This window comes from Variovorax sp. S12S4 (assembly GCF_023195515.1).
In the GTDB taxonomy this organism is placed as follows: Bacteria; Pseudomonadota; Gammaproteobacteria; order Burkholderiales; family Burkholderiaceae_C; genus Variovorax.
Genome location: NZ_JALPKR020000002.1, coordinates 1524991 through 1540462, shown reverse-complemented (window position 1 = coordinate 1540462; position 15472 = coordinate 1524991). Strand labels below are relative to the sequence as shown.

The window sequence follows — 15472 nt, the reverse complement described above, 5'->3', positions numbered from 1 at the left end:
TGCGGAGGTCGCGTCAATTAGTCAGAAACTCGCGTTGAGATTGAACCCAAAGGTGGTCCTGGCCGTGCGATACCCCTCGGGCTTGCGGATCGGCGCGCCCATGAAGAAGTCATAGCTCAACTTGCTCCACTGCCCCCGCACCCCGACCACCGCACCCGCCAGGCTGCGGCCCAGCAGGTCCTCGGTCGAGCGCCCCCCACATGCCCGTAGTCGGCGCCGACATACAGCTCCGCCCCGCTCTGGCCCATGGCCCACCCGATGTCGTTGCGGATCAGCCAGCCCCGCTCCCCCATCAGACTCGTCTCGCCGTCGAAGCCGCGCACCGTGTAGCGCCCGCCAATCGAAAACCGGTCCTGCGGCGTCAACGGCGTGCGGTTCCACTGCGCGCGGATCAGGCCCGAATAGCGCAGCTTCTGCGCACCCAGCTTGAACGGCGCATTCAGGCTCACCTCGGCCGTGTACAGCTTCATGCGCGAAGTGCCTTCGCCAAATTCTTCTTCCGGCGCCGCAATGGAACCGAAGCCGCCCGTGCCGTGCTTGACCGCCAGCGTCCCCTCCAGCGTGGCCTCGCCGATAAACTCCTTGTGATTGAGGCCGAGCTCCCAGCCACCCACCACGCGGTGCTGCACGTCGACTTCGGTGTCGTCCACGAAGTTGCGCGACTCGCGCCGGAAGCCCTTGAGCGCCAGCGTGGTCTTGCGGCTCTGGTCGCGGTACAGCAGGCGCGAGAGCTTGACCTCGGCGTTGTTGGTCTTGCCCGCATACACATAGTCCTGGTTCAGCCCGGCCACGCTCTGGTGGTATTGGCTGTTCGAGGCCGTGAACCCCAGCATCCAGTAGCCGTAGGGCAGCGAGTAATGCACCGTCTGGCCCTCGGTGCCGTAGCTTGGCTCCGAGAGAAAGTGGCTGTTGATACTGTGGTTGGCGCTCAGGTAGAACAGGTCGTTCAATCCAAAGGGGTTGTCCACCGACACCGTGGCGCCGGCCTGGTAGCGGCCGGTGGCCTTGGTGCCGCTGTCGTCCAGGCTCAAGGCCACGCGCCACTTCTTGGCCTGCACGTACTTGACCACCAGGTCGCTGTCGCCCGGCCCGGCATTGGGCGCGGTCGAGGGCTCGATCTGGATGTCGGCTTCGGCGGTGGGGGCGCGCTTCAAGTTCTCCAGCCCCTGCTCGATGTCGCGCAGGTTCAAGAGATCGCCTGGCCGGGCCGGAATGGCCGAACCCAGCAAGGCACCACTGCCCAGCAGCGTGGGCGAAGAATCCGGCGTCAGGCGGATGGCCGCGATGCGCCCGGGCACCAGCGACAGGGTCAGGGTGCCGGTAGAGAGGTCCTGCGGCGCAGCGAGTACCCGCGTGGTGACAAAGCCGCGCGCGATGGCCGCCTGCTGGGCGCGCGCGAGCACCACGTTCACGCCCGCAGTGCCGAGACACCGGCCAACCGGGGAATCATTGCCGTCCGGACCCGACAGATCGGAAACAGCCCATTGGAAGGCCTCGGCCCGCTCGCCGACCAGCAGCACGCGGTCGATCCGGAAGCACGGCGCTTCGGTCTCGGGGATGCGTGCCACCGGTGCAGGCGGGGCCGCCTGCGGCCGCTGGTCAACGGTGCGCTCGTTCTGCTCGCGCAGGGCGCGTTCGCGTTCCTGTTGGCGCTGTTGCTCGATGAAGGGCTGGGGGTGGTGGGTGTTTGCTGGGCCTGCGCCCACAGCGGCGCCGTCGCCATCGCGGCGAGCAGCAGGTTGTGTTTCAAGTGGAACTCCCTCTTTCTTGTTTTTGGCCGAGATCAGCGTTGACCCAGCCGGCGATGTTCAGCGAAGTGGCGCGGGACAACCTTCGATGGCTTCCACTGAAATAGACACGGGGGCATCCGGATCGGTGGCATCCATGACGCTCAAACTGCAGGCGGGCTTGTTGCCCCACACGAAATCCACGGTGTAGGCATGCCCGTCCTGTGGCACGAACTTGGCCGTCACAGGCCCGCAATGGCCGGAGCGATAACCAGAGCCTGTGCCGTCCGCCCAGGAGCCGTGGCCACGCACCTGGATCGGTTCACCGGGCTTGGCTTCATGAACAAGGTAAGGCTCAGTCCTGCGTCCACGTTGCACTGCATTGGCGATCCAGGGGTACACGATGCCACGGCCGGCGTAAGCCACATTGCCCAAGAGCGCGAAGTTCTGACAGGCCTGCGGCGACGTGCTGACAGAGAAATGTGCCGGGTAGCCCGAGCCCGAGGCTCGCAAGATGAGCCTGGCTGTGCCTGGCTCGACATCGCGCAATTCGTCATAGCCGTTGTTGGCGCGGATGTCGGCGAGCGCAGCGTCGGGGTTGATGCTGCTGTAGGTGCAAGCCGGGAGCACAGCGCTGAATACTAAGAAAAAAATCCCCGAATGGTTCATCGCTGAAGCCCTATCTAGGATCATTCCAAAACCACTCGAAGCCACGCTCTCGATCTCGAATTGCATACACCCCTTCGTACTGAAAGGAAAGCACGAACAGCATGTCCGTTTTCTTGGTCAATCGCGTCAAGACCGACTTCATGGTTTCGACGGCCTCGTCGTACATCGAGTTATTGATGCGAAACGAAATTTCCGCATCGACAAGGAACGAACAGCCATGATCGCCCTCCGCAATGATTTCTTTGGTTCGGCGCGATGGTCGCCTCCACTCGGCTTCACAGAACACTTCACCATTGCCGAGCGTGTACCAAACTGCGTCGAGCCGATGCTCCGGGAGACGCTCCATTCCCAACTCGTAAAGGATCTCTTTTGTGATTTCCCAATCCTTGGCGCTGCCACCCATCTCAAGGTACATATCAAGTGCCATGGTCACCATCCTCCATTCAAATTCGTAACCCGCCCGTCCTTGATGATGATCAGGTTACGCAGTCCACCAATCGGATTTCGCTGCACAAACTGCGCAATCTCGGATGCGCTCAGCGGTGAGTCTGCCAAGTTCACAACCACATTGTTTGCTTGGAAAGTCTTGACCTCCGCTGGATTAGCCTTCTTGCTGATCCCATCCCATATGCTTTGCACATTGGCCGAGCTCGGTGAATAGACATCAGCGATTTCTCCGTTGATCTTGAGGTCTGGCTGCTTTGCCTTTGATCGACCCCCGTCATTTTCTAATCGTTCCACTTTTAATCCGCGCTCTGAAAGAATTTCGGCTGCTTCGTCTTGTCTAGCAAAAGAGCGGATCTGCTCTGCGTTGGCATTGGGTGGCGGAAGCTCCCGGGGCCCGGTCAAAGTGCCTTTCGCCGCGGGCAGTTCTCTCTCCACGAACACCGCTCTCGCGTCGTCAACGGTCAGGCTCGCCCCGTCATATGTGCCAGTACGGACTGGAGATCGAGACGTGAGAATTGTGGAAGAACGCTCCAATGCCCCTGCCACCGCATTAACCACACGGCCACCGATCGCTCCGCCCAGAACTACCTCCTCAAAGGTGTAGTCGCGCGGCGCTCCTCCGTTAATTGCACCAAGATAGGTGAGTGTGGCTTGTCGTTGATTCGCGGTCTGTTGACGTTCGGCCTCGGCTGTCGGTGTGTTCAAAAGATAGCTGTTAGCTCTCTGCTCTTCAGTAGCGTTGAAAGCGATGAGCGCGCTTCCTCCAGCCCGGACGGGTTCACCGTATATGTTCAGGATGGGTTGGTTCTGGCTCGCGAGATCGCCGATGATGCGATCAGCGGTAGCAGCATCCGCGATGACTTGCGAAGATGAAAAGTACCCTTGATACGGCAACTGGCTCATTCCCGCGGCGGCCGCAAGGAATGCGTCGCGTTTACCCTTTCCATCGTCGTCCACTCGCGCAACCGTGGCTTGAGCCAACTGGTCGTACCAGTACTTCTCGACCTTAGCCTGCTGCTCAGGCGACAACTGCTCAAATCCTTGGATTTGCTCGCGTACCACTCGCTTCGCCTCTTGAGCTAACTGCTGGCGCTCGTACGAGTGCAACTGCCTATTGTTGACGTCCACGCTGTAAGCGCTCGCCGCTCCTGCGACGCCTCCGGCCATCCCACCGACTGCTGCGGCGGTGACGGCGCCCAGCGCCTGGGCTACCGGCGTCGGCAGCCCCATCTCTGCGATGGCCTCACCGATTCTTGGCATGAGGGCTGCACTAGCGCCTGCTCCCAATGCGCCGGCCACGCCTCCACCGAGTGCGCCCGCGGCGGTATGCAATGCGACTCTGTACTCCCCCTTCTCACCCCACTTGGCCGCTTCCGCAGGATCCGTGTTTTTCAGCTCGTTCTGTCTCTTGTCTGCGTACGTGCCGATTTCCCTTGCTGCGTTCTGATTGAACTGCTGTGAGATTTGCGCCTGCGCCTGCACATCCTTGATGATGGTCTGCGTGTTCCAGTCCTTGACCAAGGTGCCCGCACTGCGGTTGTCACCCGTCCTCACGCTCTGGTCGCCCGCAATCCCCGAGATGCCGGATCTCGTGACACTGCTCTGGTTACTGCCGCTGACGCTGCCCACGCCCGCGCTGCCGCCAGGCGGTGCAGCAGCTTGTCCCTCCTTGGGATTCCACGTTGGAGTGGCGTCGGTCCTTGTGGTGTAACCCAGGCCCACGCTGCCGCTGACCGCGTAGCTGCTGCCACTCGACTGGCTCACGTTCTGCAAGTCGCTCATGGTGAGCACGCCGCCCGTGCTGAAGCTGTTCTTACCGGCATCGATGGCCGCCTGCGTGCTCTCGATCACTGCCCCCTTCAGGTCGGTGTTGCCCGCCACCTTCACGTCGAAGCCGCCGTCGCCGGCCTTGATGCCCGACTGCACGGCCGGGCTGATGAAGATGCCGTCCGCCTTGGCTCCGGCCGCGCTGGCGCCCACCGTGGCGACCACGCCGTAGCAAATAGGCGGGATGCACAGGCTCAGGTTGAAACCCGAGCTGCTCTGGCGCGACTGGCCCACGCTCGCGTCCTGCAGGCTCTCGATGTTCAGGTTGCCGCCCACGTCGGCCGTGACACGGTTGGCTTCGACGATGCCGCCGCGCATGTTCAGGTCGCCGCCTGAGCTGATATTGACGGCTTTGCCGCCGCTGACCTGTGTGGCGTTGTAGCTGACCTCGTTCTGGTTGTTCTTGCCCTTGCCGTTGCTCACGCCCAGCTGGATGCTGAAGCCGTTCTGCGCGCCGGCCCCGAAGGTGACGCCCACGTTGGCGCCGTGGCTGGAGTTCTGGCCGACCGTCGAGCTGGTGTTCTTGCTGGCTTCGAGCGAGATGTCGTTGTCGGCCGCCAGGTTGACGGTGTTGCCTGCCGCAATGGTGGAGCCCACGGCGCGGATGTTGGAGTCCTTGCCGCCACCCGTAGCCACGATGTTGACGTTGTTGGCTCCCACGATGCCCGAACCCACCGCCTGGCTGCTGGTGGTGATGCTGCTGCTCTGGCTGGTGTTGCGGCTGACGTTGACGCTGACGCCGTAGCTCAGCCCGCCGCCTCCGCCTGCGAGCGCGCTGGCGGTGTCAAAGGCCTGTTTGCCGCTCATCGCGAGATTGATGGCACCGAGCGCCTGCATGCGCCCGTCACCGGTTTCGCCCATGGCCTTGATGGTGCTGGATCCGCCCTTGAGCGTCTCGGTGCTGATGCCGCCGATGCTCGCGCTGCCGCCCAAGATGCTGCTGGCGCTACGCGTCAGGGTGACCGACTGCTCGGTGTTGAACGCCTCGTTGATGACGACGTTCTTCGCGAGAATGTTGACGTCGCCGCCCGCCAGCGGCCCCGCCTGGCCGCTCGCCATCACGCTGCTGGCGGTCTGGCGGTAGGTGTCGCCTGCGACCAGGGTCACATTGCCCTGCAGGCTCGCGACCTGGCTGCTGGCCTGCGTTGTGCGCGTCGTGGCCACGGCCTCCGAGCCCTTCACGTGCCCGACGGCCGGGTTGTACCAGGTGCCGACCATCCCGGTCTTGCTGCTGGCGTTGTAGTTGCTCTCGGCGCTGGTGTTCTGTGCGCTTTCGATGGTGAGATTACGCCCGGCCATCATCGTGATGTCGTTGTCCGCGACGACGGTCGCACCTTGCAGTGTGATATCTCGACCGCTTATTGCCTGCAAGCTGCCGGCAGAGATGCTGCTCCCCACCGCCTCGGTGGTGATGCTTGTGCTGGCCGACATGTTGGATTTGCCGCCCCTCATGGCGGCGCCACCCGGGGTGTCCGGTCCCATGGACATCCCGATCTGGTTCGCGAGCCCGGTCGCGCCGGACTTACTCTGCTTGGCGTGAGCTTCCTGCGTGCTCCGGTTGGCAGTGGTGAGATTAATGTCACGCCCGGCCGACAGGCTCATGGCCTCGTCGGAGTGAAGCTGCGCGGCCTGAAGGTTAATGTCGTTGCCAGCTACTAGGGACACCGCCTTGCCACTCAGGCTGCTGGAGAGCACCTCCGTGGTGGTGGTACTGTCGAAGGTGCTGGAGCTGCTCTTCTTGAGCAGGCTCTTCGAAGATTTCTGCGTGGCCGTGGTAACACTGGTCGTGGACTGCCCCGCTGTGAGATTGATGTCGTTCTTCGCGGTCGCGACCAACGCGCCATCGAGACTGGCCACCGCACCGGCACGGATGTTCAGGTCATTGCCGGCCGCGAGGCGTACGTTGTCTTGCCCCTGGATGACCGAACCGACCTCACGGCTTCCGGACGAAATCCCTGCCCACCCCTTGCCCGTCCCCGCGATGGTGTAGCTCTCTGTGACGGTGCCGAGATTGATGTTGCGCCCTGCTCCGACCGACACGCTGCCGTCGCTGACCAACGCAGCGCCGATGAGGTTGGTATCCCGTCCCGCCGAGGCAATCAGCACCCCACCCGGATTGGTCACATACACGCCGGCAACACGGTCGATGGCGGTATTGCCGCTCGCACTCTGCGTCGTCGTCTCGATGTTGATGTCGCGGCCGGCGGTCAGCACCGCAGCATCCCGCGCCGTGATGCTGCCACCGATGTTGTTCAGATCGTTGCGGGCGTTGACGCCGATGTTGCCCCCGGCAATCCGACCACCGAGGTTGTTCACGTTCTCGGCATCGATCTTGACCAGACTGCGGCCGGCGATGGTGCCCGTGTTGGTGACATCGCCCGAGCTCTTGATGACCGTGGCGTCCGCGCTCAGCAGTGCCCCCGAGCCGTCGATGTCACCGGGCCGCACACGCACATACACCTGCGGCACCAGCACGTGCTGGGTCGTGCCGTCCGGCAAGGTCACCGTCTGTTCGACGAGCCACACGATGTCGCTGGTCAGCTGCGCCATCTGCGCCGCGCTCAGCGCCACGCCCGGACGCAATCCGTACTGCTTCGCAAAAGTCACGCCGGCGTCCATCAGCGCCATGTACTGGTCTTCGTCGCTGTTGAATCCATCCAGGTAGCGATAGCCCGTGAGCTGCGCCACCTGCTCTCGGATCAGCTTCTGCTCGTAGAAGCCATCGCCCAGTCGCTTGAGGGTGTTGGACGGGTCTTGACCAAGGCTGTTCAGCAGGTAATCGCTGCTGAGCCAGTTGTGGTAGTTGGCAAAGCGCGGGTCGGTCTCGATCAGGTAGCTGCCCGGACCGGCACGAAGGTTGAACAGGCTGGCATTCGGGATACGCACGTTGGGCATGCTGGTGCGCACGACCATCGGGACGGTCCGGCTCGCGCCGGCCTGGGCCGACGAAGCCGTGCCGGTCGCAGCGCCGCTGCCACCCACGTCCGTGGCGCCCGTGCCCGACTGCGTTGCCGTCGTGCCATCGGGCCCGGTCGCCCCTGTGGCGTTGCCAGCGTTCTGGCCATCGACCTTGACCGTGTCGCCCACATTCGCCGGCACTTCGACAATGGTGGCCGGACCTTGGCCGCCGCCCACCGCGCCCTTGCCGGTCGCACCGCCTGTCCCGCTGCCGACCGGTGCGACGCCCGCGTTGTAGCCGACGGCCGCGTTGATGTTTTCCTGGTACTTGTAGGCGCCCAGGGAAATGGTCTGTGGCGGAAGGATGAGCGGCACGTTCGGTGCCTGCACCTGGTTCTTGTTGTCGATCACGATGGCAGAGCCCGTGACCGTGCGCGTACCCGTCAGCTGGTAGGACTGGTAGTCAGTGGCCGTGATCGTCCCGCCGGCCAGCACTTGGCTGTTCTCGTTGTACAGGCGCCCGTTGACGTTCATGCTGCCGCCCGCCACCAGATGGGCGGGGTCGATGTTGATCGCCGTGTCTTCGGTCGTCGTGATGGAGTTGTGCCAGACGGCGTAGCCCCCATGCCGACGAGCTCGCCGGTGGCCTTGAGATAGACGAAACCGTTGACGGCATCGACATTGACTTCGTCCATCGGATAGGTGGTAGTCCTACCAACACCGCTGCCCACGAGCGTGTTGGGTGCGACGCCGGTCAGGGTGCTCGGCGTCACCGTGGGCGTGCCCTTCTGGACATGGACGTCGCGGTTGTTGACCTGCGCCATCGAGATGGACATGTCGCCCAGGGATTCGATGTCGGCGCTCAGGTTGTTGAGCACTGCGCCTTGGCCGGTCGCTTTGCGATTGGCATCGAGCGCCCCGCCGATGTTCATCGAGCCTGCACCCAGGCCGCCACTGAAGATCAGCGAATGCTCGCGGTTGTTGATGGTTCCCGCGCCGATGTTCAGGGTGTTGCGCGCGGCAATGGTTGCTGCCTTGGTCGCGCCGTTGACGCTTTCGGCATCGTTCTCGAGCGTGCCGGCGCCGATGGAAATATCGTTGCCGTAGATGCGCCCGGTGCCGATGTTCTTCAGCGTGCCTGCATTGATCTGCGTGGCACCGCGGCTGTCGATCAGGCCGCGGTTGGTCAGCGTACCGCCGGCGTTGACGATGGTGTTCGTCCCCGACATCTCCGCATTCGCCGTGTTGTCCACGTTGTTGCCGCCCACGGTGAGCGTCTGGCCTGCCAGCAGCTTGCCGTTGTTCGTGAAATTGCCCGTGGTGGTGTAGGTCAGGTTGCCGTTGGCAGCCACCTCGCCGTTGTTCACGATGTCCTGCTGGAGCGCAATGCTCAGGTCCTGGCCCGAGACGGCCCGGCCGTCGCCGCTGAAGGTCGCGACATCGATCTTCAGGCTCTTGTCGGCCACCAGCGTGCCGCCGGTATTGACCAGGTTGAGCGTCTTGGCGCCCGGGTTGGCTGCATTGGGATCGGCGATGGTGAGCGTGTCCCCCGCCGAGATCAACCCGTTCGTGTTGTTGACAGTGCCGCCACTCGTAATGGTGGCGTTGACGTCGGCGCGGATGGCACCCGAGTTGTTGTCGAGATTGCCGGCGCCAATGGCCACATTCAGGCCTTCGATGCCTTGCTCGGTGCCAAGAGTGCTGGTGTTGACGATGCTGCCGGCGTTCAGCGTCGTCGTGGCCGCCGAGCGGATCAGGCCGCTGGTGTTGGTCAGCGTCCCGGCGTTCACGGCCAGGTCGCCCGCGGCCAGGGTGCGGCCGCCGCTGTTGTCGTAGCCAGCCCCGTTGGTGTTGATGGCGACGGTGGACTGCCCGAGCACCACGCCTCCGCCCGTGTTGGAGAAGCCTTGGGTGCCGGCCGTCACGGCGTTCTTCGCGCCAATGAAGCCCGCGTTGTTGTTGACTGACCCGGTGGTCAGGTTCAGCGTGCCGCCGCTGCTGATGCCGCCTTGGCTATTGATGTACCCGGCCGCATTCGTGTTCGTGAGTGTCTGACCATTCGTGTCGATGGTCATCGCCCCACCTGACTGGATCAGGCCGGCAGCGTTGATCAGCGCGCCCGAATTCACCGCCACCGTGGTGGTGGCCGCCAGCGTGCCTTGCGTGTTGTTCAGCGCATTGTTCTGCCCGTTCGCGCGCGTGTTCACCGCCAGGCTGTTGCCGAAGACCTTGCCCCCGACATTGTTCAGCCCGCTATTGAGCAGCGTGGTCGCGGCGCCGGCCTGCAAGGTGCCGCCGTTGTTCGTCGTCGCGCCCGTCGTGATGACGTTCAGGTTGCCATTGACCGCCGCTGCGGTTCCGCTGCTGTTGTCGAGCGTTGCGGCTACAAGCGTCGTGTTGCCGTTCGCGGCCAGTGTGCCGCCCACGTTGGTCGCGGCCCCGCCGACGGTAACGGTCAGGGCTTCGGCAGCGGTCACGCTGCCCGCGTTGTTGCTCAGGCTGCCGGCCGCGACGGTGGTGGTGCCGCCCGAGCCGATCACGCCCTTGCTGCTGTTGTCGAGCAGGCCGCCCACGGTCAGGCCGAGGTCGGAGGTCTCGGCGGCACGGAGGATGCCGCCCTGGTTGGTCAGGCTACCGGCCGCGACGGTCGTGTTGCCATTGCTGGCCAGCGTGCCAGCGCTATTGTCCAGCGCGCCCACCACTGTGATGCGCGTGGCATCGGCGCCGGTTTGCACGATCTGGGCGCCGGCGCGATTGCCGAGCGATCCGGCGTCGATGGTGATGTGTTTGGCGCTGATCGCGGCCTTTGCGCCGTCCTGGTTGAACGCGCCGGACATGGCGACGGTCAGCGCACCATTGGCCGTGACCTGGCCGTTGGTGCCGTTGTAGCTGCCGCCAGCAATGGCGAGCGTGCCGGCACCGGCATGCTCGATCTTGCCGGCGGTGTTGATGATGCTGGCACCACTCAGGCTCAGGTCCTGCCCATTGCTGGCGATGCGCCCGCCGTTGTTGTTCAGGGTGCCGGTGGTCGCAATGGTGGTCGCGCCCGTGCCCGTCTGCACGATCTCGCCGCCGTTCGTGTTGGCGAGGTTCGAAAGCTTCAGATCAAGCTGTTTCGCGTTGAGCTGGCCTGCGTCGTTGACAAGGGTCTGCGGCGCCTTGCTGTTGGCGGTGACGCTCAGGGTTCCCGGCGTGACGACCGTGGCTTTGCTGGTGATCACGTCGCCCTGCGTGGCCGTGATCGCGATGTTCGCCGCGCTGGTCTGACCGGCCGAGACATCGACACTGGCGCCTTGCAGCGCGGCATTGCCGGCTGCCAGGTTGGTGCCGTGTGTGGCGAGCGCCCCGGAGGCCGTCACACTCAACTCGCCCGCCGTACCGAGCTTGCCATCGCTCTGGACGCCTGCACCGAGCACTCCGGTGCTGCCGCCTTGCAGGCTGCCGGTGGTGATGGTGGCATTTCGCCCGGCCGTGATGCTGCCGTCGTTGGTCAGCAGGCCTCCCACTGCCACGGCAGTGTCATTGGCCCCGCGCAGGGTGCCGCCCGCGGCGTTGCTCAGGCTGCCGGCTTGCAGGCCGAGGTCGGTGGCTGCGCCTATGTAGCCCTGGCCGTTGGTCAAAGCGCCAGTCACGTTCACCTGGGTCGCGGCCTGGGCCGACTGGATTGAGCCCTTGTCGTTGGCGAGCGAACCAGCACTGAGAGTCAGAGCCTGATTGGCGGCCAGCGTGCCAGCTGTGTTGTCGGCGGCGCCCTGGACGTTCATCGCCAGGCTGTTCAGCCCGGAAACGGTGCCGCCGCTGTTGTCCAGGCTGCCCGCATTCAATGCGGTGTTGCCATTGGCGGCGATGGTGCCGCCCCGGTTGCTGGTGGCGCCGCTCGTGGTGCTTGCGACATCGCCCGTGGCCGTGACGCGCCCGGCATCGTTGGCAAGGCTGCCGGCTTGCAGGGTCGTGTTGCCGCCCGCGCTGATCTCACCCTGGCTGTTGTCCAGCAGACCCGTCACATTGACGCTCAGATCGGATGCCTGGGCGGCCTGCAGCGTGCCGCCCCGGTTGTTCAGGCTGGCTGCGGTAAAGGTGAGGCTGCCGTTGCTGGCCAGCGTGGCGCCGCTGTTGTCGATGGCGCCCGACGTCGTGATGGTGGTTGCGGCCGTGCCGGTCTGCACGATCTCGCCGCCGTTCGTGTTGGCAAGATTGGAAACACGCAGGTCCAGCTGATTGGCGCTGAGCTTGCCGCCCTGGTTGACCAGCGTCTGGCCAGGCTGTGCGTTGGCGGTGACGGTCAAGGTGCCCGGCGTTGTGACCGTGGCCTTATCTGTGGTCACGTTGCCCTGCATGGCCGTGACCGTGATGTTCGCCGCGCTGGTCTGGCTGGCCGAGAGATCGACGCTCGCGCCCTGCAGCGTGGCATTGCCTGCCGCAAGGTTGGTGCCGTTGGCGACCAGGGCGCCGGCCGTGGTCACGACCAGGTCGCCCGCCGCACCAAGCTGGCCGTCGCTCTGGATGCCGGCACCCAGCACGCCTGTGGTGCCGCTTTGCAGGCTGCCGACCGCGACCGTCGTGTGCCGCCCGGCCGTGATGCTGCCGTCGTTGGCGAGCGCGCCGCCGACCGCGACACTGACATCGTTGGTGCCGCGCAGGCTGGCGCCATTGGCGTTGACGAGCGAACCCGCCTGCACCTTCAGGTCGGTGGCCGCACCGATCGTGCCGCCGCTGCCGTTGGTCAACTGGCTCGCCACCGCCAGCTGCACCCCGGCCTGCGCCGACTGGATGCTGCCCTGGGTGTTGTCCAGGTTGCCGGCGCCGAGCGCGACGCCCTGGTTCGCGACCAGCGTGCCGCCGGTGTTGTTGACTGCGCCCGCCACATTGGCCGTCAGCGCGCCCGTTACCGAGATCGCTCCGCGCGTGTTGTCGGCCTGGCCGCCAACCGTCAGCGTGGCGTCGGCCGCGCTGGTCAGCTTGCCGTCGACATTGACCAGGTCGCCGGTCGTGGTGATGTTCAGGCTGCCCGCGTTCAGCGTGCCGCCGGTGTTGTCGAAGCGATCGACATTCGCGCTGAAGCCGTTGCTGACATTCAGCGTGCCGCCGTGGTTGTCGAAGGTCGGCTGGCTCACGGCCATGTTGGCAACATTCAGCGTGCCGCCGTTGTTGTTGATGTTGGCGCTTTGCAGGCTGATCGGTCCGCCGGCGTAGATCTTGCCGCCGTCGTTGCGGATCGTGCCGGCGGCGGTGATCGCACCCGGCGACGGCGGCACGTACGGTGCGGGCGCGATGGTGCCGCCGGAGCCGGTCTCCGTGCCGGTGCCTGCGGGCGGCGTGGTCGGGCTCGCGGTGCCGCCTGTACCAGTTCCTGTTCCCGTGCCGCCACCGGCTCCGGTGTCGGGCGTGGACGGCGCAGCCGCCACGGGCTCCGCGCCGATGACGCCGCCGCTCGTGTTGCTCAAAGCAGGCGCGCTCAGCATCAAGCCGGCGCTGCTGGTCTGGCGGATCGTGCCGCCGCGGTTGTCGAGGTCGCCCGCCGTGCTGGCCAGTTCCAGCCGCGCGCCTTCGAGCGTGCCGCCGGTGCCGTTCAATGCATTGGCCAGGTCGCCCTGGGTCGTGACCTTGAGGTTGCCGCCGCTGACCACGCGGCCGCTGTTGGCCAGGCCCGAGGCCGAGAGGTTCGCGTCGGCGGTGGCCTGGATGGTTCCGATGTTCTCCAGGCGCCCGGCGCTGGTGACGACCAGTTGGCCCGCGCCCATCAGCGCGGTGGCACCCGGCGCGGCCTGGATCGTGCCGGCGTTGCGCACGCCCAGGCCGGCCTCGGTGCCGATGAGCGTGATCTTGCCGGCGTACATGCCGCCGAGCGCGGCCACGTCCAGCGCAAAGGTGGGCGCCGTGCCGGTGCCGCTGGTGGGCGTGACCTGGCTGTGGTCGGCGCTCACGGTGTTCGCACCCGTCACCACCTTCAGCTCGCTGGCCCAGATGCCCGCGTTGGCCTCGACCGCACGCGCGAGGATCGCGGCGTAGTCCGTCTTGCTGGCGTCCAGGCCCGCACCGTCGATGGTGATGGTGCCGCCGCGCACCAGAAAGCTGTCCAGGCCGCCCACGGCATTGAACTGCGGCGTGCCCGTGGTCAGCGTGGCGCGTGAGGCATTGATGAAGCCGCCGCCGTTGACGCTGATACCGGCCGGGTTGGCGATGATCACTTCGGCGCGCTGCCCCGCGACTTCGATGTACCCGCGCAGTTGGCTCGGGCTGCCGCCGTTCACTTCATTGAGGATGATGCGCGCGGGGCCGGTCGCGAGATACGGATTGCCTTGGACGAACCCACCGAGCTGGCTCTGCACGTTGGTGCGGCTGTTGTTCAGGATGGCGCCGTTGGGCGCCACGTTCAACTGCTGGTACACATTGCGCGAAACACCCGCGGCGCTGGGCGTCTGGATGTTGATGAGTGGCACGCCGTTGGGCGCGACCATCACGGTGGGGCGCAGGTTGGCGGGAACGTTGGGCGCGCCGACGATCTGGGCTTGGGCGGGTGAAGCCGAGAGCATGCCCGCGAGCGCTGCGCCCACGAGCATGGGCGCCAGGGCTGCCGCACCTGCGGCAATTGCGCCGCCGGCACCGGTGGTGGCCTTGGACGTGCCTTTGCCCGTGCTCTTGGCCGTTTCTTGAACGACCATGCGCAGCCCGCGCTTCGCATTGAACACAATGCGGTGCAAATTTTTATTCATTCCCTGATCTCTCTGCGTGACAGCAATGCACGCCGCTTTGGAAGGCGTGCGACCCGCCGGCACCGATGCCGACGAATGGGATTTTCTCGTTACAAAGAGTTAATGAATGTCAAAATCAATGGAAGAGTGCAGATAGGCAGAGGAATCGTCAGATTTTTCACACGCGTAAAGAGCATCAGAACAACACTCGTCAATCGTGTGTAACCCGTAAGTTCTAGGAGTCCGGCGCAAGGGCCTGCGTTAGAGTCGCAGCCCACCGCCCCACGCGTTCATGACCGCACGATTTCAATCCGTCGCTCCCACAGTCCGCCTCGCCGACCAGGTGGCCGATGCGTTGGCGGCCGAGGTGCGCAGCGGGCGCTTGTCGGCAGGCGACCGTCTGCCGACCGAGGCTGCGCTGGCCGAGCAGTTCGGCGTGAGCCGCACGGTGGTGCGCGAGGCGGTTTCGCGGCTCAAGTCGCTGGGGCTGCTCGATTCGCGGCAGGGCAGCGGCGTGTATGTGCGCGCGGCAGGCGTGGAGCCGCTGCGCTTCGAGATGCCGCATGTGGCTTCGCGTGAAGCGGTGATCCAGATGGTCGAACTGCGCCGTGCGCTCGAGGCCGAAGTGGCCGCGCTCGCCGCCGAACGGCGCACGCCTGAAGACGTAGAGCGCATCCGTGAAGCCATCGAGGCGCTGCACGCCGCAGTGGCGGCGGGGCGCAACGGCGCCGACGAAGACGTGCGGTTTCATCGCGCCATTGCCGAGGCGGCGCGCAACCCCTTCTTGATCGGCACGCTGCAGTACCTGCGGCAGTTTCTTCATGGCGCCACGCGTGTCACGCGCGCCAACGAGGCGCGCCGGGCCGACTTTGCGCGCGAGGTGGCGCAGGAGCATGCGCGGATCGTCGAGGCCATCGAGGCGGGGGACCCGCTGCGCGCGCGAGAAGCCGCCAAGTCCCACATGGACAACGCCATTCGCCGCATCGAGCAGGCCGACCCTGCCTTCTGGCAGCAGGAGGGCGCGCAACTCGCCCGGCCGCTGGTCGAAGGCTGGCCGGCGGGCCATTAGAAGAAAAGGAAACGAGGTGTAGCTTGCGGGTTTACCCGAAGCAGATCGCCTGTTTCAGATTTGTATGATGACCTGACAAATAAGGGCGGCGCGCCGCATGCACCGCCCAAGCGAGACCCGGTTCATCATCCAAACGGACTTCC

At 65.2% G+C, this 15472-nt stretch carries 5 protein-coding genes and 1 pseudogene; 1 reads left to right on the top strand and 5 read right to left on the bottom strand.

Annotation, left to right across the window (positions count from 1 at the left end; translation table 11 throughout):
- Nucleotides 1-21: 21 nt before the first annotated feature.
- The 5 genes and pseudogenes from M0765_RS07870 to M0765_RS07850 all read right to left on the bottom strand — a co-directional run bounded on the left by M0765_RS07870 (nucleotide 22) and on the right by M0765_RS07850 (nucleotide 14281).
- Nucleotides 22-1723: pseudogene (locus M0765_RS07870) on the bottom strand (ShlB/FhaC/HecB family hemolysin secretion/activation protein).
- An 85-nt stretch (nucleotides 1724-1808) separates the two neighbouring features.
- On the bottom strand, nucleotides 1809-2462 hold the full coding sequence (locus M0765_RS07865) for a hypothetical protein (protein WP_258502961.1): 654 nt from the start codon (nucleotides 2460-2462) through the stop codon (nucleotides 1809-1811).
- Complete coding sequence (locus M0765_RS07860; protein ID WP_258502960.1) at nucleotides 2407-2823, bottom strand: hypothetical protein; 417 nt, start codon at nucleotides 2821-2823, stop codon at nucleotides 2407-2409. The genes M0765_RS07865 and M0765_RS07860 overlap by 56 nt, the downstream gene beginning before the upstream one ends.
- 2 nt (nucleotides 2824-2825) lie before the next feature.
- Nucleotides 2826-8102, bottom strand: coding sequence for a hemagglutinin repeat-containing protein (locus M0765_RS07855; protein WP_258502959.1), 5277 nt, complete (start codon nucleotides 8100-8102; stop codon nucleotides 2826-2828).
- A complete protein-coding gene (locus M0765_RS07850) occupies nucleotides 8099-14281 on the bottom strand; it encodes a two-partner secretion domain-containing protein (protein ID WP_258502958.1) in 6183 nt (2060 codons plus the stop codon). The genes M0765_RS07855 and M0765_RS07850 overlap by 4 nt, the downstream gene beginning before the upstream one ends.
- Nucleotides 14282-14552: 271 nt before the next feature.
- Here M0765_RS07850 and M0765_RS07845 point away from each other — a divergent pair, with 271 nt between their 5' ends.
- A complete protein-coding gene (locus M0765_RS07845; RefSeq protein WP_258502956.1) occupies nucleotides 14553-15329 on the top strand; it encodes a FadR/GntR family transcriptional regulator in 777 nt (258 codons plus the stop codon).
- Nucleotides 15330-15472: the final 143 nt, after the last annotated feature.